This window comes from Vibrio sp. TRT 17S01 (assembly GCF_050113695.1).
Classification (GTDB): domain Bacteria; phylum Pseudomonadota; class Gammaproteobacteria; order Enterobacterales; family Vibrionaceae; genus Vibrio.
The window spans coordinates 423154-446781 of the sequence record NZ_JBNJOG010000003.1 but is presented as its reverse complement, the minus strand read 5'-3'; the positions used below and the strand labels follow the sequence as shown (position 1 = coordinate 446781).

21 protein-coding genes are annotated in these 23628 nt (G+C 42.3%); 9 read left to right on the top strand and 12 right to left on the bottom strand.

Annotated elements, in window-relative coordinates; all coding sequences use genetic code 11:
• Positions 1 to 20 precede the first annotated feature (20 nt).
• Positions 21 to 1460, top strand: coding sequence for an FAD-dependent oxidoreductase (locus tag ACQEXS_RS07595; protein ID WP_427013368.1), 1440 nt, complete (start codon positions 21 to 23; stop codon positions 1458 to 1460).
• Positions 1461 to 1526: 66 nt separating this feature from the next.
• Here ACQEXS_RS07595 and ACQEXS_RS07590 read toward each other — a convergent pair whose 3' ends face one another.
• The 4 genes from ACQEXS_RS07590 to ACQEXS_RS07575 all read right to left on the bottom strand — a co-directional run bounded on the left by ACQEXS_RS07590 (position 1527) and on the right by ACQEXS_RS07575 (position 7131).
• Positions 1527 to 2246 (bottom strand): 3'-5' exonuclease, encoded by a 720-nt coding sequence (locus ACQEXS_RS07590; RefSeq protein WP_427013367.1) that lies wholly within the window; start codon positions 2244 to 2246, stop codon positions 1527 to 1529.
• Positions 2247 to 2253: 7 nt separating this feature from the next.
• Complete coding sequence (locus tag ACQEXS_RS07585) at positions 2254 to 4143, bottom strand: putative nucleotidyltransferase substrate binding domain-containing protein (RefSeq protein ID WP_427013366.1); 1890 nt, start codon at positions 4141 to 4143, stop codon at positions 2254 to 2256.
• 173 nt (positions 4144 to 4316) lie between these two features.
• Complete coding sequence (locus ACQEXS_RS07580) at positions 4317 to 5744, bottom strand: methyl-accepting chemotaxis protein (protein ID WP_427013365.1); 1428 nt, start codon at positions 5742 to 5744, stop codon at positions 4317 to 4319.
• A 181-nt stretch (positions 5745 to 5925) separates the two neighbouring features.
• Entirely contained in the window at positions 5926 to 7131 is a 1206-nt protein-coding gene (locus ACQEXS_RS07575; RefSeq protein WP_427013364.1) for an aromatic amino acid transport family protein, read from the bottom strand.
• Between the two features lie 564 nt (positions 7132 to 7695).
• Here ACQEXS_RS07575 and ACQEXS_RS07570 point away from each other — a divergent pair.
• Positions 7696 to 8277 carry an ACP phosphodiesterase gene (locus ACQEXS_RS07570; RefSeq protein ID WP_427013363.1) on the top strand — a complete coding sequence of 194 codons (582 nt, stop codon included), beginning with the start codon at positions 7696 to 7698 and terminating at the stop codon, positions 8275 to 8277.
• 46 nt (positions 8278 to 8323) lie between these two features.
• Positions 8324 to 9583 (top strand): DEAD/DEAH box helicase, encoded by a 1260-nt coding sequence (locus ACQEXS_RS07565; RefSeq protein ID WP_427013362.1) that lies wholly within the window; start codon positions 8324 to 8326, stop codon positions 9581 to 9583.
• A gap of 68 nt (positions 9584 to 9651) precedes the next feature.
• On the opposite strand, the gene dcuC is transcribed toward ACQEXS_RS07565, so the two are convergent.
• The 3 genes from dcuC to ACQEXS_RS07550 form a co-directional block, all read right to left on the bottom strand.
• Positions 9652 to 11019 carry an anaerobic C4-dicarboxylate transporter DcuC gene (gene dcuC / locus ACQEXS_RS07560; protein ID WP_427009520.1) on the bottom strand — a complete coding sequence of 456 codons (1368 nt, stop codon included), beginning with the start codon at positions 11017 to 11019 and terminating at the stop codon, positions 9652 to 9654.
• 350 nt (positions 11020 to 11369) lie between these two features.
• Complete coding sequence (locus ACQEXS_RS07555; protein ID WP_367990745.1) at positions 11370 to 11639, bottom strand: YgjV family protein; 270 nt, start codon at positions 11637 to 11639, stop codon at positions 11370 to 11372.
• Positions 11640 to 11916: 277 nt separating this feature from the next.
• On the bottom strand, positions 11917 to 12234 hold the full coding sequence (locus ACQEXS_RS07550) for a DUF496 family protein (RefSeq protein ID WP_367989934.1): 318 nt from the start codon (positions 12232 to 12234) through the stop codon (positions 11917 to 11919).
• Positions 12235 to 12421: 187 nt separating this feature from the next.
• Here ACQEXS_RS07550 and ACQEXS_RS07545 point away from each other — a divergent pair, with 187 nt between their 5' ends.
• From ACQEXS_RS07545 to luxQ, 6 genes are all read left to right on the top strand, one after another.
• Complete coding sequence (locus tag ACQEXS_RS07545) at positions 12422 to 12616, top strand: hypothetical protein (protein WP_367989933.1); 195 nt, start codon at positions 12422 to 12424, stop codon at positions 12614 to 12616.
• 16 nt (positions 12617 to 12632) lie between these two features.
• On the top strand, positions 12633 to 13286 hold the full coding sequence (locus ACQEXS_RS07540; RefSeq protein ID WP_427013361.1) for a YceH family protein: 654 nt from the start codon (positions 12633 to 12635) through the stop codon (positions 13284 to 13286).
• Positions 13286 to 13591, top strand: coding sequence for a GIY-YIG nuclease family protein (locus ACQEXS_RS07535; protein WP_367989931.1), 306 nt, complete (start codon positions 13286 to 13288; stop codon positions 13589 to 13591). Before ACQEXS_RS07540 ends, ACQEXS_RS07535 begins: the two co-directional genes overlap by 1 nt.
• A gap of 76 nt (positions 13592 to 13667) precedes the next feature.
• Entirely contained in the window at positions 13668 to 14822 is a 1155-nt protein-coding gene (locus ACQEXS_RS07530) for a conjugal transfer protein TraF (protein WP_427013360.1), read from the top strand.
• 168 nt (positions 14823 to 14990) lie between these two features.
• A complete protein-coding gene (locus ACQEXS_RS07525) occupies positions 14991 to 16088 on the top strand; it encodes an autoinducer 2-binding periplasmic protein LuxP (RefSeq protein ID WP_427009522.1) in 1098 nt (365 codons plus the stop codon).
• Positions 16085 to 18652 (top strand): quorum-sensing autoinducer 2 sensor kinase/phosphatase LuxQ, encoded by a 2568-nt coding sequence (luxQ, locus tag ACQEXS_RS07520; RefSeq protein WP_367989928.1) that lies wholly within the window; start codon positions 16085 to 16087, stop codon positions 18650 to 18652. Before ACQEXS_RS07525 ends, luxQ begins: the two co-directional genes overlap by 4 nt.
• On the opposite strand, the gene ACQEXS_RS07515 is transcribed toward luxQ, so the two are convergent.
• From ACQEXS_RS07515 to yccS, 5 genes are all read right to left on the bottom strand, one after another.
• A complete protein-coding gene (locus ACQEXS_RS07515) occupies positions 18642 to 19253 on the bottom strand; it encodes a PilZ domain-containing protein (protein ID WP_427013359.1) in 612 nt (203 codons plus the stop codon). The two genes, luxQ and ACQEXS_RS07515, sit on opposite strands and share 11 nt — an antisense overlap.
• 154 nt (positions 19254 to 19407) lie before the next feature.
• Positions 19408 to 20667 (bottom strand): hydroxymethylglutaryl-CoA reductase, encoded by a 1260-nt coding sequence (locus ACQEXS_RS07510; RefSeq protein WP_427013358.1) that lies wholly within the window; start codon positions 20665 to 20667, stop codon positions 19408 to 19410.
• Positions 20668 to 20750: 83 nt separating this feature from the next.
• Positions 20751 to 21032, bottom strand: a complete 282-nt coding sequence (locus ACQEXS_RS07505; protein ID WP_427013357.1) for a hypothetical protein — start codon at positions 21030 to 21032, stop codon at positions 20751 to 20753.
• Positions 21033 to 21088: 56 nt separating this feature from the next.
• Positions 21089 to 21250, bottom strand: a complete 162-nt coding sequence (locus ACQEXS_RS07500; RefSeq protein ID WP_427009526.1) for a hypothetical protein — start codon at positions 21248 to 21250, stop codon at positions 21089 to 21091.
• A gap of 191 nt (positions 21251 to 21441) precedes the next feature.
• Positions 21442 to 23595, bottom strand: coding sequence for a YccS family putative transporter (yccS, locus tag ACQEXS_RS07495; RefSeq protein ID WP_427013403.1), 2154 nt, complete (start codon positions 23593 to 23595; stop codon positions 21442 to 21444).
• Positions 23596 to 23628 lie beyond the last annotated feature (33 nt).

Below are 23628 nucleotides of genomic sequence, written 5' to 3'. Positions count from 1 at the left end.
TTAACGAAATAAAAGAACGAATGGACAATCATCCTTCAACACAATCAGATATTCAGGTCGCAGTGATTGGTGGCGGTGTCGCTGGTGCAACGACCGCATTGCATTTAGCAGAGCTTGGTGTGTCAGTGGCACTTATCGAGAAGAAAGACAGTTTGGTGAGCGGACCACCAATATGCCACCTCCATGCGGGGGGAAATCTTTATCGCGAAATTTCTCTTCAGCAGTGTCAAGAGCTTCTTCAACAGTCCATTGATACGGTAAGACTTTATCCTCATACGCTAAATCGGCGTCCAACCGTTATTGTTGTTCCTAAAACCGATAAAGGTCAGCCTGAAGACTTGTTGCCTCGGCTTGAATCGATTCGTTCCTCTTATAAAGAGTTGGTAAAAAAAGACCCTTCAAATCAGTTGCTAGGGCAACCAGATGACTACTACAAGCTCTATTCACGTGAAGATCTTGAAGTTCTATCCACATGTGAACAACCTGCGTCTCCGGCGTCGGCTGACGATTGGGTTATTCCATTTGCAAAAAACACCGACCTATCAACGTTAAAGTTCCCAGTTGTTGTTGTTCAAGAATTCGGATGGAGTGTTTTCCGTTTGGCGGCGACAGCGACATTGGCATTAGAGAACATTGAAAATGCAGAGTTGTGTTTGAACAGCACGTTAAAGGAATTATCCTTCAATGGTCATCAATGGCTTCTAGCGTACGAAGATGCGAATGGACTGCGTCATGACTTAACCGCTGATTATGTTGTTAATGCTTGTGGCTTTGAGACGGGTAGGGTTGATGATCTTGTACGTAAGCCTCGCCAGCGTCTTGTGGAGTTTAAAGCGGCGTATGTCACCAAATGGGATAGCAATCTTTCGCTTTGGCCTGAAGTAATCTTCCATGGACCTAGAGGCACCGATGAAGGCATGGGACAACTGACCCCTTACGCTGATGGCGTATTCCAGCTTCATGGTATGACAAATAATATTACCTTATTTAATGATGGTTTAGCGAAGTCTGGCGACCACTCAGCTCAGCCTGTTCTTCCACAGAAGTTTTTGAAAAAAATTGCGACTGGTTGGGATGTGAAAGATATTGAAAGTAGAACAGGAAACTCAATACAACACATGAGCCAATGGATTCCAGAGTTTTCAAACGCCAAAGCCTTTGGAAAGCCTCTATTTGGTGCTCAACAAATTCCAGGTGAAGATGAAACACTGCGTTCAGCCGATGTTAGTTTTGAGGAAGAACACTATGCCCGTTTGGAAGTGGTGAAGGGTTCTTCTGCACTTGAAGCCGCAAGCAAAATAGCCAGTACATGGGGTTTCGAACCTAAGATAGGAAAAACAATCGAAGAAACACACCCTGTAACAATGGCGCTAACATATCAAGCGATAGAAGATAAAGCCGTTGAGCTTGCTAAAACAAGGCAATACCCAGAAGCTTTAGCACTAAATTACGGGGAGTAATGAGCACTTCAACTTGATGAGGTGAAAGTTGAAGTGCTGTAAGTTGCTACTACCTATGAATTAGGTTTATAACCATATCGCATTGAGTGGAGTGTCAGGAGTGTAATGGTGTGCGATCTGAGCCTGTAAAAGCTCCGCAGTTGCAATAGCATCAGTAAGAGCATGATGAGGTGTATAGGGCGGTAAACCATAACGTGAACGACTTGCCCCAAGTCTTACTGATTTAGGTTTCTTTCCTTTGAGCATGTTCCAGAGTCCACCTGCTAATTTGTTTTGCACTAAAGACTCATTGAACATGGTGTCCACGACAGGAAACTCAATACCTTCATTAATCCTAGAGCGTAGGGCGCTATCAAAAAACTCTCTTTCGATTCGGTGATAATGAACGACGGTAATGTGCCCGGCCATCTGTCCTATTACATCTTCGTAGATCTCACTTAAGTCAGGTGCATCAAGAATATCATTGTGTGTGATCCCGTGGATGATAATGGATTCTTCAGCAAGCTTCTTTCTTGGTCTCACTGTCCAATGCCTCGCCTTATTTAAGAAAACACGATTTAATGTAAAAGGCACGGTTCCAATCGTGATAATGTCATCTTGTTTCGCATCCAATCCAGTTGTTTCAAAGTCCATCGCAAGGAACACAACATCCGAAATTGGAGTATCACCGCTTGGGATCGGTGTTGAATAAAAAGCCTCTAACGCACTATTTTTTACGCTATTCTTTTTTTGGTCAAACTTATGTAGCCAATCTATAGCTGGTGGGCGAATTGTTTTATTGAACATTGCCTTCTCACTTAAAGTTATTGCTGGCTTGATAACGGAACTTCAAGAAGTTCTGCGCATTACTTAACACTTGGAAGGCGTCTTTCAAGTTTCTGCGTTCAAAGTCAGACAGGTTTTCTGGTTCAATATTGTTATCAGGGTCTGTTCCGTTTTCGACATCCATCGCTTGGTGTCGGATCCTTACCATCGAAATGAACTCTAACGCATCTTTGATATCGCGTGCTTTGCCTTTTGGCAGGATCCCTGCGTCGTGGATATCATCAAGTCTTTCAAAGGAGTTTTGGGAGCGAGAGCCAACAGCGAGTGCATGAACACGGATTAAGTCTGCCAGTGGCGCCGTGCCTCTACGTTTCAAGTTGATCGAGTTATTGTGCTGCCCATCTTTTTCCATCACAAAGTCTTTAAAGAAGCCAAGTGGTGGGGTCCGGTTTAGTGCATTACGAGCAAGGCATGCAAGGAATCGATTGTTCTTCCTTGCTCTGCGAACAATAAAGCCATTGAGCTGTTCTGCCCATTTTAAACGGCCATATACACCATCGAGGTCGAAGAAAATGGATGCGTTTAGCAATGCTTTCGGGTTTGGATCATCAATCCAATCGGTAAAGCATTCTTCCCATTCTTCGCGAGTCATACGCCACATCGGGTTGGTTGACATAATGTCACCTGTACAATATGTGTAACCGCATTTGTTTAAGCCATCGCAGACACGTTTTGCAAGTTGCGCAAAGTATTCATCGTGCTGCTCTTTGACAAAACTGTTGTCGAGAATGATGGCGTTGTCTTGATCGGTCACCAATAATTGTTCATCTCGTCCCATTGATCCAAGCGCTAGGAAGCAATATGGCACCGGAGGAGGGCCGAGTTCCTCTTCTGCAAGTTCGATAATACGTTGCTTAAAGCTGCGGCCAATCACTGACATTGCGGTGCCAACCATATGAGAGTTGGCGTCTTCGTTTACCAGTCGCACAAAACTGTCTTTAACTTGCTCGGAAATGATCACAAGTTCTTCAATCGATTGTTGTTGGAATATGCTACTTACCAGCAATAGTGAGTTCTGAGATTCATATCGGACAATATCTGTCGCTTCTAGAACACCAATTGGATTTTTGTCTTTGAGTACAGGTAGATGGTGAACGTTGTAGCGCAGCATCGTGAGCATAGCTTCATAAACATAAGCATTATGATCGAGCGAAATAACTTCGTTAGTCATGACACTGGCGACTTCATCATCAGGGTCAAGCCCTTGAGCAAGTACTCGTGTACACAAATCACGGTCGGTAATGATACCTACGAGTGGCGTTGTGTCAGTTTCATCGTCTTCTAAAATGTCTGGATCAATGATAAGCAAAGATGAAATGTTTTCTTCGGCCATTTTAATGGCAACGTTCTGAATGCTTTCAGTTTTGTCGACAAAAACTGCATCGCGTGACAACAACGTACGCACTTTAGAAGTGGTTAAATCGTTTTGATCTTTTGTACTTGATACGGCTTGACGAAGGCGAGCATTATCTTCCACTTCGACAAAGTCAGCAAATGAGTCATGGTTTTCGTACAGTTCTTGGAATACCGCTTCAGGAATGCAATAAATCAAACTGTCTTCGATGGCTTTTACAGGGAATCGAACCTTGTTGTTCGTCAATAAACCCATCTGACCAAATAACGCACCTTGATCGAGCCGGTTATAGAGCTCACCTTTTCGGCGATATACTTCAACAACGCCACTTCTCACCATATAGAGATCATGAATAGAGTCTCCAAAGTGGATAATTGGCGTGTCCTGACGAAAGTAACTGATCTCCACGTTTCTTGTTACATAGTCCAATACGTCTTCTTCTAATTCGTCAAAAGGTGGGTATTGTGTCAGGAAGTTCTTGATTTCTAATAATTCGGCTTCCATGAAAATCCTTGATTTGGTCAGCAAGTGTATTTAACTCATGGTACATGATAAAGGCGCTACATGCATGCCAAGCTCTGTTGGTGAGTTGAGAAAGGTAACCAGATTGAGCAGAAAAAAACCGACAGCTTTCGCTATCGGTTTTATGTGTGGGGATAATTTGGGGTACGATGAACTTAAGTTCGATAGCGTTCAAGCACTAATCCAAGATTCTCAGTTGCACTAGAAAGTTGGCCAACACCTTTTGATGATTGCTCTGCGACATTTTTTATAATGTTAGATTGCGAGCGAATACTTGCAAGTTCAGAGGCAATGTCATTGGCAACAGCACTTTGCTCACTGGCTGATGTTGAGATCTGTAAACTCATGTTGTTAATCGCAGAAGCGGAATGAGCTATGGTGCTGATATCGTTACCAATATCTGAAATAAGAGCACTACTTGTTTGTGCTTGAGATACTGTTTGTTGGGTAATATGGGCAATGCTTTGGCTCTCTGATTGTAACTTTTCAATCATTGTTTGGATTTCTACCGTTGCTTCTTGAGTCCGGCTTGCAAGTGTTCTTACCTCGTCGGCCACAACAGCAAAACCGCGCCCTTGCTCACCAGCTCGTGCCGCTTCAATTGCTGCATTTAGGGCTAACAAGTTTGTCTGCTCTGATATTCCATTAATCGTGGTAATAACTTCACTGATCTGGCTGGTATTGTCATTTAACAACGACGCAGATTGGGAAGCTTGGCTGATTAGTGAAGTTAGCGCTTCAATTTCAGTAATCGCACTTTGAACCAATTCTGAGCTTTCAGCTACTTGACGTGTATCTGATTCTGTTTGCTCAGTTGCTTGGTTCGCAACCGATGATACTTCTTGCGCGGACGCCGTCATTTGCTCCATTGCGGTCGCGACAGAATCAAGAGAAGCATATTGATTTGTGATCTCCCGTTCGCTTTGCTTCATATCCTGTTCGAAAGAGGAAGAGGTTTCATTTAAAGTGGAAGCGTTGGTTTTGACAGTGACGACCAGTTCGCTCAATGTGTCCATGGCGTTATCTAGAGCGCAGCCAATAGTACCAAATTCATCTCGTCCGGGATGGAAACCTAAGCGAGAGGTTAAGTCACCCTCAGCAATTTTTTGTGTTGTGGTGTACAGAACCCAGAGCGCTCCCCCAATAAAAGTCGCGACCCAGTAAAGAAAAATCGCAAAGGGGATCGCCCAAAGATAATTCAACGCAAAACTTGTCAGTAGCTTACGCTCAGAGGTGACTATGGTTTGTTCAACATTTTCCTTATATTGGTAGGCCTTACCATTTGAGCCTAGCTGTGTTGCGGTAACGACACCATTGGTAATAACAGAATCTGAAACACTAGATATTTGCTCTAGACCATCAATCTCCAAGCTTTGATAGTCGGAAGTTGTAAGTATTCCGGCAAGCTTATACTCAACTTGATTGATTAAGCTCTGTTCTAATTGCTGTTGTTGTACTCGGTAATGAGAACCAGAAATAAAGGTAATAGCCGTTAAAAATATAATGAAAACAACCCACATTTTGTCGTTTATCGACATCTTAATAAAAAGCTTGTCTATCGTTCTGAAATCAACTTCCTTCATGGCAGATCCATCTGATGGTTAAAGTTGCTTAAAATTTTATAAAAACAAGAAAAATATAAAAATGTGTTATGTCTCATTTGAATGAAATTGGAATGAGATATATTTCAATAAATGAGACATTGATCTTTGGAAGGGCATAAAAAAGGTGGGGATAGGCCCCACCTGTAGTCAATACGTTCGATTAGCCTAAGGCTGGAAGTACACCTGTCGTTACTAATAATTGAGCAGAAACAATCATCAAACCAATTACAGCGGTAGCAAATAGGGTCATGTTTCCACCCATGACTTGATAGTCTGAGGTGTAGTCGCTGCTTTTGCGCAATTTCATCACCATTAATGTAGGTAAAAAGATTGCGAGTATGGCCAGTGCAATAGCGGCATATCCAAGCGCCATAATAAAACCTTGGGGGTAAAACAATGCGAATACCATCGGTGGCGTGAACGTGATTGCTGCGATGAACACACGATCTTTATTAGTGCTTTTCTTTTTAAGACTATCTCCTAAGAACTCAAATAGCCCAAGACTTACACCTAAGAACGAAGTCAGTAATGCGAGATCTGCAAATACGCCAATCACAGTACTTAAGCCGCGTTCATGGACTGTGTGAGACAAGGTGTTGATTAATCCTGTTAGCCCGGCATTTTGCATAATTTCATTTTGACTCACCACGCCAAGAGTGACGGTTTGCCAAAATACATAAATGATCAATGGTATTGCGGAGCCAATGATCACAGCAATTCGAAGAGCACGGGTATTACCATCAAGGTAGTTTACGATTGCTGGAATACTTCCGTGAAACCCAAATGAGGTAAAAATAACAGGGATTGAAGCAATAACGAGCCCTTGCTTTATCGGCATGCTGAGGAGGTAAGACTCTGTCACGTTTGGTGCTAGGAAAAAAAGTACCATTGCCATCGCAATAAGTTTAGTCAAAAACAACACGCGATTAACTTTGTCTACCATAGCCGTACCAATGGCGACGACGGCAGCAACAACCACCGTAAATAGGATTGTTGCTGTAGTGGGTTCAAGTCGGATGTCTAAAAGTTGGTGAACGCGTTCAGAGAACTGAGAGCCGCCCCCAGCAATATATGCCGCGCACAGCGCGTAAAAAAGAAACAACATAGCAAAACTTGCTAACCATTTGCCTCGCTTTCCAAGAAATTGTTTGGCTAATGTATGCAACGTTGCGCCCGCTGGAGCATGTTGATGGAGTTCAATCATTAATAGTGCGGTATAAGCCATCAGAGCCCAAAGGCCAAACATAATGAGTAGTGATGTGGCGAAGCCTATGCCCGCAGAGGCAAGGGGCAGGGCTAACATACCAGCACCAATTGTTGTGCCGGCAATAATGAGGGTACTACCGAAGACTTTAGAATTAGACATCTGTATACAATATTTTACGATTATTAGTTGTTGTAGGCTTTAGCACCAAAAAAGACAAGTTAATCTAGTTTGATGCCCTAGTTTTACGCACATTCTGTAAAATATAAGATGGTAAATCAAGCAAAATGTTCACTGTGGATTCCAGTGGTGTAATTAATTGTTTACAGTGCATTGTGTCGCAGCGGCAGTTCGTCGAACTATTCTTGGTCTATATTGATGAAATTATTGAATTTAACGGTCCTTTTTCACAAAACTGTCATATAAAGGGTTTAAAAAGAGAGGTAAAACGCGATATAACTTGTTTTTAGAAGAAGAAAAGGAGGTCTGTATGTGTGACCAAATTTTGAATGATGAAAGCCTAGAGTTGCTAGATGCAATGGAGATTGGCTTTAACTTGTCTGAATATGACAAATCTGCGGAAGAAAAGGCAGAATAAAACAGTAGATTAAATGTCTACATTCCATGTTGGCCAGTGCATTTGCGCTGGCTTTGTGTTTTTAAGCACAGCATTTTTTCCTTTTGCTTATCTGGCTTACCTTTTAATCACTGGTACAACTATCGCTTATGAACTTTTTAGCCCATTTACACATTGCTGAACATTGTGACTCAAGCTTAATTGGTAACCTGTTGGGTGATTTTGTTAAAGGTGATCCATCGAGACAATTCTCACCGGATATTGTTGCGGGCATTCGATTGCATCGCTTTGTCGATAGTTACACAGATAGCCATTCAATTATGTCTTGTGCAAAAGACTATTTTACGTTGGATACGCGACGGTTTGCAGGTATTGCATTGGATGTGTTTTGGGACCACTGCCTTGCTCGCAACTGGGAAGGCTATCATAAAAACTCGTTGCAACAATTTTGTGCTGATGCACGCACTACCATAGAACAAGAACCAACATTAGGGCTTCCAAAACGTTACCTAGATGTTTCGCAACACATGTGGAAAGACCGTTGGCTTGAGTCTTACATAGCAATGGACAATATTGAATACGCATTACAAAGAATGTCGATGCGTTCCCCTCGAATGGGACGGTTGGCAGATTGTTATCAATCATTAGACGAGCATTATGTTGAGTTGAGCCAGTTATTTTCGGAATTCTATCCACAAATATTATCTGCGGCAAAAAGTCAGTCGTTCTGATAGAATCCGCAACCTTATCAAAAGTTGTCATTAATGGTCCTTACGTATGTCCCAACAATTCGCTCAACTAGGTCTTGCCGATTCTCTGCTTAGTACGTTATCAGAGCTTGGTTTTCAACAGCCAACGGAAATACAGCAACAAGCAATTCCTTTTGTACTTGATGGGAAAGATATCTTAGCTGGAGCTCAAACAGGAACAGGGAAAACGGCAGCGTTTGGCTTGCCGATTCTTCAAAAACTATCGGCATCAAAAAGTGTTCGGGATGAACAAAGTGCAGACGTTCGTGCATTGGTTTTAGTACCAACACGCGAGCTGGCACAGCAGGTGTTTGATAACCTGACAAGCTATGCCAAAGCCACAGAGATTAAAATTGTGACTGCTTACGGTGGCACCAGTATGAATGTGCAAACCAAAAACTTGCGAGGTGGGGCGGATATTCTTATTGCGACTCCAGGTCGTCTTTTAGATCATCTATTCTGTAAGAACATCTTTTTATCTAAAACTGAATTTTTAGTATTTGATGAAGCCGACCGTATGCTCGATATGGGCTTTATGCCAGATATCCAAAGAATTCTTAAGCGAATGGGCGAGAGCTACCAAACGCTGTTTTTCTCCGCAACCTTTGATAAACGTATAAAAAGTATTGCTTATAAACTGTTAAATGAACCAGTTGAAGTTCAGGTGACGCCATCGAATAGTACAGCTGAAACTGTTAAGCAAATTATCTATCCAGTGGATAAAAAACGAAAAGCTGAACTACTCGCGTATCTGATAGGTTCTCGCAACTGGCAGCAGGTATTGGTATTTACCAAAACCAAACAAGGCAGTGATGCGTTGGCTAAAGAGTTGAAGCTAGACGGAATTAAGGCTGCTTCAATTAACGGTGATAAAAGCCAAGGTGCACGCCAGAAAGCATTAGATGATTTTAAAGCAGGAAAAATTCGCGCATTAATCGCAACTGATGTTGCCGCAAGAGGGCTAGATATCCATCAGCTTGAACAAGTCGTGAACTTTGACATGCCATTTAAAGCCGAAGATTACGTACACCGGATTGGGCGTACGGGGCGGGCTGGAAAAGAGGGCATGGCTGTTTCTTTGATGAGCCATGATGAAGAGTATCTATTAGAGGCGATTGAGCGCTTGTTAGATAACCGACTGCCTCAAGAGTGGTTACAAGGGTTCGAACCAAGTTTGATTGAAGACATTGAACCGGATAAAGCTCCGCGAAGAAAAGGCCGCTCATCGGACAAAAGGAAGATGAAAGCGAAGTTGAAAATTCATGCCGGACGTGGAAAGAAAAAATAAAAAAAGCCAGCTCTTGATAGCTGGCTTTTTGTTTTGAACATGACTTAAAGTCGTGAACTCACATTTTCCTATGCGTACATTGGAACAAGCACCAAGGTACCGAAAATAACAGTGGCCAAGCCACAAATAACAGGTACAGAAGTCCGTTTTACTACTTCAAATGGACTGATTTTTGCCATACCTGACGTTGCCACAACAACCCCTGATACTGGTGAAATAGTTCGACCTAAGTTAGATGCTTGCAACATTGGAATGATTAGGAATGCTGGGTTAAGTCCCATTTTAGCTGCCAGTGACGGAGCCAGCTCGACGAAGGCATAGAAAGGCGCATTGCCTGAACCTGTTGCAATTGCCGCTGCAACAGTCAATGCGGTTAGGATTAGCATTAATGCGATGCCACCAGCACCTGCTGTTTCGGCTAGGTGGAGTAAGTTGTCGATAGCGCCGATAGACATCAAACCTTGTGCGAATACGCCAGCGGCAACTAACAGCATAACGACCCCTTTAAATGCGTCTGCCATGCCTTGGTAACAAGATTCCAAGTCCTCGAGTGTTTTCTTACCGTTAAAGCGCTTTGTGATGAAATCAACAACGGCACCGATGAATATCGCTAGTACAACGATGGTATAGATATCGAGCTTTAACCCTTCGATGGTTTCGCCGTTAAATACAAAAACCCCGATAATTGGCAGGAACGGAAGTACGGCATAATAAGCTGGTGATTTAACTTCGATTGCAGAAACATCCACGCGTTCCATCGGTGAGTTATCTTTCTTATCTAGATACATGTTCCAAAAGAAAGCCGCGATTGCCATAACAATAATTGCGCATATGGATACTGGTAGAACGGTTTCCACCGCAAACACGTGAAGAGGCAATCCCGCTTTCTCAGCGGCAATCACCACATCGCCAGACGTTGGAGAAAGAATGATCGCAGCAGGTGAGGCACAAACCGCTACAGCAGCAGGGCGAGAAATACCCATAGCCGTCATCATTGGGAAGAGCGTTGCCATCAAGAGAACACCAAGCCCAGTCGCTGAGCTCACAGCCAAAGACATCAAACAAGCAACGATGTATGCAGCAACCAATAAGATGTAAGGGGATTTTATGACAGAGAGAGGCTTAGAGAACTGTTTTACTACGACGTTGTTTGCGCCGATGTGAGTCATGTATGATGCGAAACCACATAACAGCATGATTTGCATACCAAGACCGCCACCACGATATTGCAGCATGTACTTCACGTATTCGAGTGCATCGGTAAATAGGTTACCTGTAGAAGCAACCTTAGAAGGCAAAACAGTATGGCCAATAATACCCGTTAAAATTAACAATAAGACACCGGCGGTTAGAAGTACCCCAGCAGGCTTATATCCTTTTACAATAAAGTAGCCTACCGCAATAGTGACAACTAATCCGATAAAGAGCTCCAGCATAGAAATCTCCCTGAGAACGTTTCAAAATATAAGAATCTGTTTTAATTTGTGACAAATAACTTACAGAATTCTGATTTAAGGCACGAGCGCAAGATTCACTTCTTATGATCTGAAACAATAAATCAATCAGGCTGCTAATTGTAGGTGAATATATGATGTTGAAAGTGTTTCAATAGTGTTTAATTTTGTTGTTGGGGTATATTGAAGTTAATTTACATGATGTGTTTTTTGGATAGATTATCCGACTTGGATACTTTATCAATCTTGATACCAACTGAGTGGCTTAAAGATAATGATACCGTACATACAAAAATAGCCCCAGACGGGGCTATTTATCTTACATGCTGTTGTTAAGCGGTAGTTTCTACTTTATCGCTTTTTTTTTCCTGTTGCATTTTAGCAAGGAAATAAACGTTAACACATGCAATAAAACCGTTTGTGACAACGACCGGCCACGCATCAATCATCAGACCATATGCTGTAAAAAGTGCACATCCAATAAAGTTAAGTACGCGAAGTTTTACAATGTCTTTCATTGTAAGAGAAATAGCCACCATAATAGATGCCGCGTAACCCAAAATTTCAACCACATTCATATCCATAAATTGATCCTCTAAAATTTTTGCCGATCGCGTCAGCGTCGGTACCAATCTTCTCTTCTTGAGAAAAACGAGGAAGCTCCGTGCCTCGAATGGTCTAAATGATTAACTGTGAAGAAATATAGCAGGGGGATTAGTGTGACGGAAGCCCCAAATTTGGCTATGGTGAAGGTTAGCGATTACGCAAACGTTTAATGCTATTAGTAAAAATATTATTACTAAATATGTTGAAGGTTAAACTATGGTTTCTAAAAATAAAAAAAGCCCGTTAAAACGGGCTTCAAAGCACTAATTCAGCTTACTTCTTTTTACCAAGAGTTTGCTTGTCTTCTTCAGTCAGCTCGCGAATACGACGGCTGATTTCACGACGCTCTTTTGAAATCTCTGCACTTTTGATGATGTGATCATCAACGCGGTCTTCATAGTCCGCTTTCATATTTTTGATAATGCCTACAATTTCATCGGTGTTCATATCTGGCTTGATGTAATCCATCAGGTTTTCAAGCAGATCGACACGTTTACGGTTATCACGTACTTTCTTCTCGTTATCAAGAAGCTCACGTTTTAGTTTGTTTTTACGACGTGCCTGAACGACGATTTCAAATACACCACTCATAGGTCCCTTTCCTGTTTTAACGTTAACTGTCAATGATTAAAACATAACTCCCCTTGTGATTACAGTCTTAAGATCAATCATCACGACATCTTGACGCTTTTGTGTTCAACTCGTCCGAGAAGCAATTGAGCTATGGAATTTAGCGAGCTATGATGCAGGCATTATCAAGTACAATTTTGTGAATATTATGCGAAACTCTCAGATTCTGGTCAGAAAAACAGAGGAAAAGAGTGACGATGTACGTTGCATAAAGTTACGAGATGCATATCGTACAGAACGTACCATTCAAGAAGTGACAGAAGTTGAACTCAACAGAGCTAAAATCGTCATGATTGACGAAGATGGCAATATAAAACGAGTTCCAATTCTAGCAGAACATTAATTCAAGGGAGTCCATCATGAATATCGAATTATCTCATGTTGAAGCGCGCATCATTGGTTGTTTGATCGAAAAGGAAGTCACAACACCAGACTATTATCCACTGACTCTCAATAGCCTGACTACTGCATGTAATCAAAAAAGCAATCGTGAGCCTGTTATGTCGCTTTCCGAGGCCGAAGTTCAAGATGCAGTCGACTCGCTCATTTCTCGTCGTCTAGTGAGTGATGAAAGTGGGTTTAATAGCCGAGCAAACAAGTTTCAACATCGTTTTTGCAATACGGAGTTTGGTGATCTAAAACTTACTTCGCAAGAGAAAGCGATCACTTGCTGTTTATTGTTGCGAGGTGCTCAGACGCCTGGAGAATTGAGAACACGAACAAACCGGTTAGCAAACTTTGCTGATACTAAAGAAGTTGAGATGGTTCTTGAACAAATGGCTGAGCATGACTGTGGGACCTTAGTTATAAAGCTGCCACGCGAGGCAGGTAAACGTGAGTCTCGTTACCAGCATCTTTTTAGTGGTGAGATTGATCTGGCTGCTTACGAGACGCAAGCACACTCAGTGCCAGCTTCTGGTAATTCAACGCGTATTGAGGTGTTAGAGAGTGAAGTCGCTGAGCTAAAGGCAGAGCTTGCTGAATTAAGAACGCTGGTTGAACAGCTCGTCTAATGTCGGATGGTAATAGCCTTCCATCAACGGATTGGCACGTTTATCTGGTAAGAAATAACAAAGGTGCGCTCTACTGTGGGATCACGACAGATGTAGAGCGCCGTTTTGAACAGCATGTAAAAGGAATAGGGGCTAAGGCTTTGAAGGGCAAAGGCCCTTTAAGTTTGGTATGGCATTCACATGCTGGTAGTACAAGAAGTGTTGCTAGCAAGATAGAGTACCGAATAAAGCGCCTTTCTAAAACTCAGAAAGAACAACTGGTTAGTGGCAGGCATAAGCTCAACGACTTAATTATTATAAACTAATTTCTTAGAAATTCAGGCAAGTTACCAAATCTGTATTAATCTTTGAATGTAACAAACAAAAAAGGTTGGTATGGATATGATACTAAAAAGAAAATTATCAATTGCAGTGGTTGCAGCGATAGTTTCAACGTCAACACTTGGTGCGACAACCGTTGCTGATGGGCGAGGGAACGGTATGGGAAATACTGGCGTCACCACGGCAGACTATGTGCTTGCTCCCTTCTATAACCCAGCATTAACCGCTATTTATCGTGAAAAAGACACGGTTGGTATCTTGTTTCCTGCAATAGGTGCGCGAGCCAGAGATACCGATGAATCCCTTGATACAATCGATAGCCTTCAAGATACCATCTCTTCTTTTGAAAATGGCAACACGGATCCTGCGACAATTGCGACACTCAATGGTTATTTGGATCAGTTAGCAGATGACGCCCCGTTAGGGATAAGCGCAGGTGCAGGGTTTGCGGTTGCATTACCAATCCAAAACTTATCAATTAACCTTTACGGACGCGGGTACGCTGAAATTGTGGCGAGTACTGAAATTGCGGCGAATGGTGGTAATACGCCTTTGGCTGTGCAGGCTCGATACGAGAATTCTGAAGTCGATATGATCGCTTTTGGTTATACGGAGTACGGTGTAGCAATGGCTAAACGCCTGACGCTAATGGGGCAGGATGTCTCTTTGGGTGTGACTCCTAAATACCAACAATTGCGTACCTACAAACAAGCACTGTCTGTCGAAGATTTTGACCTAAGTGATTATGACCAAAGTGAGACTAAGAAAAATGCGTTTAACTTGGATCTCGGTGCGATTTGGTTCTATGAACAATTTAGAGCAGGGGTTGCCATCAAAGATCTTTTCTCTAAAACACTCGATACCCAGAATTTTGGCGGGGTTAGCCAATATAAGCTCAACACGCAAGTAACGGCATCCGGTGCTTATGTCACGGAGTTGCTTACCGCAACAGTAGATATGGACTTAACCAAACAAAGCCGTTTTACTGATCTCGATGATGATACACAGTTTTTGAGATTTGGTGTTGAAGCCAATGCATGGGGTTGGGCTCAAGTTCGCGCTGGCTATGAAGTTGACCTTAAGAGTACGTTAGATAACTCATTGACTGCTGGTGTAGGCATTAGCCCTGGAGATCTGGTTAGTTTGGATCTAGCGGGTAGCTATGCGGGTGACAATCAATTTGGTTTGTCAGGCAATTTGGCTTTCACTTTTTAGAGTAATTAACTAATTTTTTTGTCACCTTGAGCATAAAGCAACTGTATGAATAATTACTGGTTGATTTATGCTCAACTTATTAAAATTTAAAAGAATTATCTTTCATCAATAAGGAAGAAAAGACATACTAACTATCCGTCAGTAAGGAACCTCTCCAAGGGAGTTTAAATGAGAAAAATAAAACTCTTGTCTCTGCTAGCACTTATATCGTCTCACGCATTTGGTCATGGTGCGCAAGTCCTAAATGGTTACTGGTCGTACGATGAGTTTTTAAACGCTCATCCAGTGCAACGTCAGCTAACTTCTGCGCTCAACGAGTCAGTTCGCTCAGCCCCCAAGGCGATGCTGAAAAACCAGAAAAAACCAATAACTATTTCTGTTGTTTATCCGGGACAGCAAGTCTCTGACTATTGGGTTAGGAACATCAAAGCATTTGAAACACGGCTAGAGAAACTTGGCATTAGCTATAATATTAATCAGGTTTTCACGCGTCCAAATGTTGATGTCAGACAACAAAGCTTATCGTTATTAGAAGCTCTTCAGAATAAAACGGACTACCTTATTTTTACGCTTGATACGACTCGTCACCGTAAGTTTATTGAGCATGTTTTAAGCTCTACTGATACGAAATTGATCCTTCAAAACATCACAACACCAGTAAGAGCATGGGATAAGCATCAGCCTTTTATGTACGTTGGTTTTGATCATATGGAAGGCGCTGGGGTTCTTGAAGACTACTACAAGTCTGTGACAACGACGGGCAGTGAGTATTCTGTTTTATATTTCTCCGAAGGTTATGTTAGTGATGCCCGAGGAGACACTTTCATTGATGAAATGACCAATCACAGTGGTTACAAACTGTCTTCGTCTTTTTATACCAAGGCAACGAGAGAGTCAGGCTACGAAACGACGCTTCAGTTGGTTAAGAATTCTCCGGATATTTCATTTATCTATGCTTGTTCGACAGATGTAGCTCTGGGTGCGGCCGATGCTTTAAAAAAACTTAATCGGGAAGACATTTTGTTAAATGGATGGGGCGGTGGCACAGCTGAGCTTGAAGCCATTAGACAAGGAAAGCTTGATGTGACTGTAATGAGAATGAATGATGATACTGGTATTGCCATGGCGGATGCCATTAAATGGGATATCGAGGGTAAACAGGTCCCCAAAGTATTTTCTGGTGACTTTGAGTTAGTGACTTCAAATGACTCTCCAGAGCGTATTGAACTCTTAAAGCAAAGAGCGTTTAGGTACTCAGATCTTTGAAAATTAAATTTGGACAGCGTGGCAAACCAAGAAGACTGGCCACGCTAATAGCACGTTCGGTGTTCCTGACGATCGGTATGTTAATGTTAGTTGTCTTGTTACAAAACTATCAAATTAACAAGAAGGTTGTTGAACAAGAGGTTGCTCGCTCAAAGCAGCAGACTTCTAGTCTCGTGCAGCAAATTTTTAATTTCCGTTTACAATCTATTGAAATTACTCAAAATAGTTACAGTCGTAACGAATCCTTAATTGACGCTCTTCGTTCCAACAATGAGCAAGAGCTGAATCATTTCTTTCGCAGCTTAGATCAAATTAACCCTTCTCTAGCACCAGATTTTCGGTTTATTTCCTATGGAGACCATGTGGGGTGGTCTGACTCAAATCATGAGTTCTATGGAATTGAAGTAGAAGAATTGCAGCATATCGTGGACAACATGTCGTTCGTTAGCAGCTGGCACCTAACCCAAGCACCGTCCGTACTAGGTATGCGTTATTTGATGGTTCGTAGGGCACCTATCGTGCAAAATAACAGCGGTGAAGTGATAGGCTTTCTTTATGTTGGTATTGTGCTCAACAATAACTTTGCTTTACTTGATTCCCTTCTAAAAGGAAGCAATGCTGACGAAATATTTTTATCGGTTGGTTCAGAAGTTATCGCTTCTACTAACAGAGAGAATCTGCAAAATCATATTGATTGGCTTGAACAATATTCATCTGTGTTTAGCGCTAAAGAATACATGGTCTCAAAGACGGATTTAGAGATTAATGGTGTTGCTACCTTCTTAAATGTCTATTCGGTTCAAGATAATACGCACATTGCAGAATTAATGAAGAGCCATTATTTATGGGCTGCAGTTGCGTTAGCGATCGTTTTTATCATTGCAATAGCCAGTCGCTACTGGTTAGGTCATCGTGTTTCTGAAGAACTATTCAGTTTGACCCGTTATACAAAACTTGCTTTTGAAACACAGAATATAGACCGTTTTCCGGGTTCAGAAATCGATGAATTTAATCAGATAGGCTTATCGTTTGAAAAATCGTTTAAGCGATTGAATGAGCAAGAAAAACAATTTGCCGATCTGTTTAATTTTTCACTCTCGCCGATAACATTATGGGACACCGAGGGTAATTTAATTCGTGTTAACCCAGCAGCAGAAAGAAGTTTTCAATTATCATCCACAGACAAAAGTGTCTACAACTTGCTTGCATGCAAATTAGTTCCTCAAATTACCATGTGCGCAAAAGGTGCGACATTAACAGGAGTGAATGTCGAGATTGAAGACAAAACATATCGATGGAATCTTTCTCCGATTTTCATCGATAACAAAATCAAGCATGTGATGGTGCAAGGCCAAGATGTAACCAGTTTTGTACGTGCTGAACAACAGAGTGCAGCTGCAAAAGAAGAAGCAGAAGAGTCAGCGAGAGTTCGTGCAGACTTTTTAGCAAGAATGAGTCATGAGTTAAGAACACCCCTGAACGGGATCCTGGGTGTTTCACAGCTATTGAAAGGGAAAATGACGGATAAGGAAGACTTAGAAAATATTCAAGTGCTTTGTAATAGTGGAGAACACTTACTCGCAGTACTTAACGATATTTTAGACTTTTCCAAAATTGAACAAGGCAAGTTTTTAATACAACGTTCTGATTTTAAATTGATGGAATTGGTCAACGCAGTTGAACGCATTTTCAGGCCGTTATGTGTAGAGAAAAAAGTCAATTTTGCGGTAAATACAAACATTGATCAGAATACGATCGTGAATAGTGACCAAGTCCGGCTAAATCAAATAATTTTTAACTTGGTGAGTAATGCGGTGAAGTTCACTCATCAAGGGCAAGTTAACATAAATATTCGTTCAAAAGAGACTAATGATAGCTCCCGGCTATTCATAACGGTAGAGGACTCTGGTATTGGAATTGATGCCCAGCGAATAGAGCATATCTTTGATCCGTTTGTTCAAGCTGAAGCGACTACCACCAGAGAATATGGGGGGAGTGGGCTTGGGTTGGCTATTGTAAGAAGCTTGATTGATCTACTCGATGGTGAGTTTGAATTGCAAAGCGAAGTAGGGAAAGGAACGCGTTTTACCGTCAGTTTGCCTGTCGAGATTAAAACAGAATGCGCGGTTGCAAAAGCGCCCGTTGAGCCAATCAACCCCTCGACATTATTTAAACGTTCTTTAAAAGTGCTCTTGGTTGAAGACAATCATACCAATGCCTTCATCGCCAAAGCGTTTTGTGAAAAGTACGCCATGACAGTTATTTGGGTGCAAGATGGCCATCAAGCGATTTCGTATTTAAGTGAACATTCTGATGTCGATTTAGTATTAATGGATAATCAATTACCAAATTTAGGTGGTATTGAAACAACTAAAATCATTCGAGAGGACCTAGGCTCCAAAGTGCCGATTTACGCATGTACAGCGGATGGAATGCAAGACACCAAGCGTTCATTTTTGTCTGTTGGAGCTGACTATGTTCTAGTCAAGCCTTTAAAGGAGCAACTGCTGAATCAAGCCTTTGTACACTTTAAAGATACTTTTATGCGAGAAGTTACTGACTGATCTGGCGGTATGAGTTTTCGAGCAAGGAGATTCTCAACTCTTCCGATACTTTGATTCTCTCACTGTACCTAACACCATACTTGTAACCGTGTCGGAGTTTTTGAGTACTGACAATCTCAAAGGTAAGTGACTCAGGGAGATGATCATTCAGTTCACTGTCGATTTCTATCAATTGACCCTTTTCCAGCGCTTGTTCACTTTTAATGATAAGTGCAAGCCCTGAAACCGATATGTCTTTAATCTTGGCTTTGCAAGTGAGCGTCTCTGATTGGACCATAGCTGGTAAGTTAACCTGAAAACGCTCGTCGCTTCGAATGGGCTTTTTAGAATAGTAGTGAGGCAATTTCACAAACAGTAAGCCACTTGGGCGAGTTGTCTGAGATATAACTGTTGTTTTGAATGCGATGATATCGCCCAAGCGAGTTTTGGTCAGTGCTCGGATAATGATCGCGCGATGAGCAATCTTCTTTAATATCAAAGTTTCTTGAGCTTTTTGAGGTAGATCGAGAATAAGGAACTGGCTAGGCTTCGCACCAACAAATTGAGTGGTGAAGTCAAAGCGCTCATCCAGCCCAAACTCAAGTGAGGCTGATAGCTTCATTCCGGGCTCCAGCACCTTGAGCAAATCTGAAATTGAGTTGTTTACTGCTGACATCGTATTATTATTGTTTGCTTTCAGTTAGCAGCAATATAACGTTTTCAACACGATAATAACCAAACAGAATTCACAGAGTTCAAGGTGCTGACATATTTCTCTATCTGGCTAGTTTATGGTGTGCCCGGGAGAAATGCCCGGCACAAAAGGCTCCAACAATGGAAAGTTCACCGGCGAGACAAACAGTGGCAACAACTTCTGCAAGCGCCTTAGCTTTGCCAGTACCATAAAGATCGAGGATATCCAAGCACGCTTTTTGGCTTGGTAGCGCGGTCCCTCCACCTACAGTGCCCACCATTAAGTTAGGTAACGTGACGCTGGCATATAAACCACCTTGCTGGTTTACTTCCATGCGCGTAATACCAACTGCTGACTCTGCGACGCAAGCGGCGTCCTGACCACATGCAATATAAATGGCCGCCAGTGCATTTGCGTAGTGTGCGTTGACCCCAATACTGCCACTCAATGCCGCACCAGTTGTTGTCATATTGCCAAACTCCACCATTTTTTGTGGTGTCGTGTGTAGATATTTTGCAATGAGCTCATGAGGGATGTTGATATCAACGGAGACTTTTTTACCCCTTACAGCGCGTAGGGTATGGCTATTCGGTTTCTTATCACCAGATAAATTTCCATCAAGAAAAGCTTGAGTAGGTTCAATTGGCGAGTTAGCTACGATGTATTCAAATACTGCGTTAGTGGCAATCGTGACCATATTCTGACCAGATGCATCACCAGTGTGAAATTCAAAAACCAAGTAAACGCGATTGCCTTCAATGGTGACATTGATATCGTGGAGCTTACCGTGCGCAGTTGTAGATTCCGCTAAATGTTTGAAAACGTCGTATTGTGTTGTCACCCATGAAACAAACTGTCCGGCTTCGGATAAGCTATGAAAGGCAAAAGCAGGTGTTCGAGTGACCCCCTCATTTAACAGCATGGCACTTGCGCCACCTGCTGCTGTGATTAACTGAGAGCCACGATTATAAGACGCTACCAGTGCTGCTTCTGTGGTTGCCAGTGGAATAAGGTAGTCACCTTGTGCGTGTAATCCGTTAACACGTAACGGGCCTGCGATACCTACAGGTACTTTTACTGTTCCAATAAAATGTTCAATGTTTTTATTATAAGCGTCGCTTAAAGCTGCTGTTTGGTCATCCAAGAGCAATGATTTATTGGTTAAAGGAGAAAGCTTAGCCCAGCGTTTGGATAAATTTTTATCACTAATATAAGGGCTGGGTGTCATTCTTAATTCGGGTCTTTCAAAGCGGGATTTGAGGGATTGCTCTAACTGCTCGGTGTTTTCGTGACTGGTGTTGAGAAAGTGCGAGTCACGGCGAGTCAGGTGTAATTTTGGCATAGCGAAATAGTTATATAAGTTTGTCAGGGCATTCTACTGAGTAGGCGGCGTAACACAATGCTTGTTTTACGGTTTGGTACAAATTAAACATGTATATCGAGTAAAGTACCAATCATGTCTTGCTCGCGTTGCAAAACATTTGTTCCGATACGCGAGTACTGAGAAGCTTGGGTAAGCTTGGTCAATGCTTCAGTGTAGTCTTCATTGGTTTTTGGCGGTTTGAATTCAACCTTATTGAATTCATAGCTATTGTTCTTAGCGGACTCTAAAGGTGGGTGGGTGTTTATTTCGAGCGCAGCTTCTTCAGCCATCTTGGATGATTGCTCGATAATTGGGTAAGCGGTTTGAACAGCTGATACTGACATAACTCTTCTCCTGCTAACTTAAGCTTAAGTTGAGTTTGTAATTTCAGCAAGTTGTGCTAGCTGAATAGTTCAGAGAGTGCTGCTAACTCTTCTTCGGTAAGTAGATTACTCGCTTTGTGGTCGAGCTTGTTACTTATTTCACCCTGAAGGGCTCTTAGTTGTTGTGGAGTCATTAATTGAAGTTGCTCTTTTAAGTCTTCAAATTGTTTCTTACTCATATCGGAGCTTCCATATACCATTATTCTAGTATTGAGTTCCGGGTGATAGCTGCCTCCTTTCATAACTATTTCCCCAATGACTCATGTAAGGGATAGACTACAAAGCGAAAGCGCAGAAAATGTCCGAAATGTGCAAATTTAGAATCAGAACTCCGTGAATAAATGCCACGAAGTTCTGAATAAAGTAAGCCTTAGTTTACTCGGACGGCAAACTTGTTCGCTAAGGAATGGAGCTCAGGTAGCATGCGATAAATCAAGTGCAATTGTTGTAAAACCATACGTGCGGAGTGTTCATCTTCGTCGCGCCACTCTGATAGGCGGTTTTCAATCTCTGGGCTTTCAAACTCACTGATATTACATTCATCAGTGTGTGTGTTGAGTTGTTGATATAAAACTTCAAGATGACGATGGATGGCTCTATGAGCGTCTAACACAAGCTGGTGCGTGTGCTCATCTGCAATTCGAGTCCTGTGTGCACCGAGTGCGGAAATGTAACTCAATAGGGCATGGCTTAATGTCAGAAAACGAAAACTCTCGTCAGTCGCTGTTCGGTATTTACCAGGCTCAGATAACATTGTGCTGATCGCATTGGCTAAATTGGCATCCTGGTTGTGCGCACTACGGCGCGCAATTCGATAGCTCAAAGAGTCTTTCTTACCTATCCGGTATTGACCAATAATTTGGGCAAGATACGTTTTATTTGCATCGACAGCGTCTGCCATCACCTTATGAAGTCGTTTCGATTGCCAGTCAGGAAGAATCAGCGCAACAGCAGCAACGGCCAAGGCGCAACCGATTAGCGTATCTGCAAGCCTTGGTAATACAACCGCATAGCCTTCACCTAACTGATTAAAACAGAATAGAACCAATACAGTTATAAAGCCTGTCGCGTAGCCATAGTTTGCAAGTCTAAAAGCAAAAAATGCCACGCCTGATAGAACGATGAAGACAAGCTGACTTTCAAGGGAAGGGAAAAATGTTAGTAACGGGACGCCAATCAATAGCCCCGCTAACGTGCCTATGATACGAGCAACAATCTTTTGTCGTGTTGCACTGTAGTTGGGTTGGCATACGAACAAGGTGGTTAACAGTATCCAGTAACCTCGCTCAATGTTTAGCAATTGAATAATCCCGTAACCTGCTGTCAGAGCAATCGACATCCTGACTGCGTGGCGAAATAACATGGAATCTTTATTGAGATTAGAACGGATGCGTTGCCACATCGTCCTTAGTGAATGGGCTTCAGTATCATCCAATATATCTTCTTCAAGCTTTGCAGCATCGGGGTTGTTGACATTGCTGAGCTGCTTTTCAACGGTCGTAAGGTTATTAAACAAATAGCCTAGTTGCGCCAGTAACAAACGCCATTTGGGGTTTTGCTGCTGGTTTAGATAGGCCAGAGAAGATTGAAGTTCATCTAAAGCTAAAACGGATGTTCCCGCATGCGTGTACTCTTTACCGAGTTGGATTGAGCGAGCAATATCTCGGCATGCTTGGGCCTGCGTTTCTAATAGGTACTTGAATCGGAATAAAACGTCTGAACGTTCAAATTGCTCCGCAAGTTCTTGATAGCGGTAATGACTTGAACTGACACGTTCATGGATGTCTTGCGCTAAGAAATAAATGTTCAAGAAACGGTCACTCGCACCATCAACATGGCCCCGTTTTGAGCGTGTCAGCAATGTTGCTTTACATTGGTTTAATGCCGTCACTGTAGCGGCATTTAGGTTAGCATCTCTAATGCGGTGGGGTTGAGGAACTAAGTTCGTTACGGGTTGAAATACTTGGCTTTTGGAGTCCAGATAATTGGAAAGCTGAAGGAAGACATTTGCAAGGCTCTGCTGTACGGGTTGCATTGGCCAAATTGCATGCCAAAGCACGGAGATGAAGTAGTACCAACCAGCACCAATTAACAACATCAAAGGTTGAAACCATAGATTAACGCTTTGGTGCGCACCAAGCATGGTGTAAATCGCTATCAATAAGGAGCCAAAAGCGATGCTCGCATAGCGGTGACCAATTGCACCAAGCATGATAAAGCCAAAGGTAGAGATAAACAGACCGAGTGCGAATAGCAGTGGTTTATCAAACAAAATTTCAATGGAGAATGCGGCAATTGCAAAACAGATTAACGTGAGCGTTATCGACTTCAAACGACCAGTAAAGTTGTCGTCACTCTCAGCCAGTGCTGCCGCAATAATCCCAAGAATTAAAGGAATAATGTTCGAACCTAGTTGGAGATACCAAGCTGGCAATGCAACACCTAACAGCGTAATGAGAATGAGGACGCTGTAGTTAAATGTTTTGTTCGTCCACAAGAGACGGAATTGGGCAAAGCTGTACACTGAATTCAATACTAATGTCAGATGAAGTTAGAG

Bases quoted from the DNA above. Each gene is read 5' to 3' on its own strand.
- ACQEXS_RS07595 (WP_427013368.1), top strand. From the start codon at position 21: ATGGACAATCATCCTTCAACACAATCAGATATTCAGGTCGCAGTGATT.
- ACQEXS_RS07590 (WP_427013367.1), bottom strand. From the start codon at position 2,246: ATGTTCAATAAAACAATTCGCCCACCAGCTATAGATTGGCTACATAAG.
- ACQEXS_RS07585 (WP_427013366.1), bottom strand. From the start codon at position 4,143: ATGGAAGCCGAATTATTAGAAATCAAGAACTTCCTGACACAATACCCA.
- ACQEXS_RS07580 (WP_427013365.1), bottom strand. From the start codon at position 5,744: ATGAAGGAAGTTGATTTCAGAACGATAGACAAGCTTTTTATTAAGATG.
- ACQEXS_RS07575 (WP_427013364.1), bottom strand. From the start codon at position 7,131: ATGTCTAATTCTAAAGTCTTCGGTAGTACCCTCATTATTGCCGGCACA.
- ACQEXS_RS07570 (WP_427013363.1), top strand. From the start codon at position 7,696: ATGAACTTTTTAGCCCATTTACACATTGCTGAACATTGTGACTCAAGC.
- ACQEXS_RS07565 (WP_427013362.1), top strand. From the start codon at position 8,324: ATGTCCCAACAATTCGCTCAACTAGGTCTTGCCGATTCTCTGCTTAGT.
- dcuC (WP_427009520.1), bottom strand. From the start codon at position 11,019: ATGCTGGAGCTCTTTATCGGATTAGTTGTCACTATTGCGGTAGGCTAC.
- ACQEXS_RS07550 (WP_367989934.1), bottom strand. From the start codon at position 12,234: ATGAGTGGTGTATTTGAAATCGTCGTTCAGGCACGTCGTAAAAACAAA.
- ACQEXS_RS07545 (WP_367989933.1), top strand. From the start codon at position 12,422: ATGCGAAACTCTCAGATTCTGGTCAGAAAAACAGAGGAAAAGAGTGAC.
- ACQEXS_RS07540 (WP_427013361.1), top strand. From the start codon at position 12,633: ATGAATATCGAATTATCTCATGTTGAAGCGCGCATCATTGGTTGTTTG.
- ACQEXS_RS07535 (WP_367989931.1), top strand. From the start codon at position 13,286: ATGTCGGATGGTAATAGCCTTCCATCAACGGATTGGCACGTTTATCTG.
- ACQEXS_RS07530 (WP_427013360.1), top strand. From the start codon at position 13,668: ATGATACTAAAAAGAAAATTATCAATTGCAGTGGTTGCAGCGATAGTT.
- ACQEXS_RS07525 (WP_427009522.1), top strand. From the start codon at position 14,991: ATGAGAAAAATAAAACTCTTGTCTCTGCTAGCACTTATATCGTCTCAC.
- ACQEXS_RS07515 (WP_427013359.1), bottom strand. From the start codon at position 19,253: ATGAAGCTATCAGCCTCACTTGAGTTTGGGCTGGATGAGCGCTTTGAC.
- ACQEXS_RS07510 (WP_427013358.1), bottom strand. From the start codon at position 20,667: ATGCCAAAATTACACCTGACTCGCCGTGACTCGCACTTTCTCAACACC.
- ACQEXS_RS07505 (WP_427013357.1), bottom strand. From the start codon at position 21,032: ATGTCAGTATCAGCTGTTCAAACCGCTTACCCAATTATCGAGCAATCA.
- ACQEXS_RS07500 (WP_427009526.1), bottom strand. From the start codon at position 21,250: ATGAGTAAGAAACAATTTGAAGACTTAAAAGAGCAACTTCAATTAATG.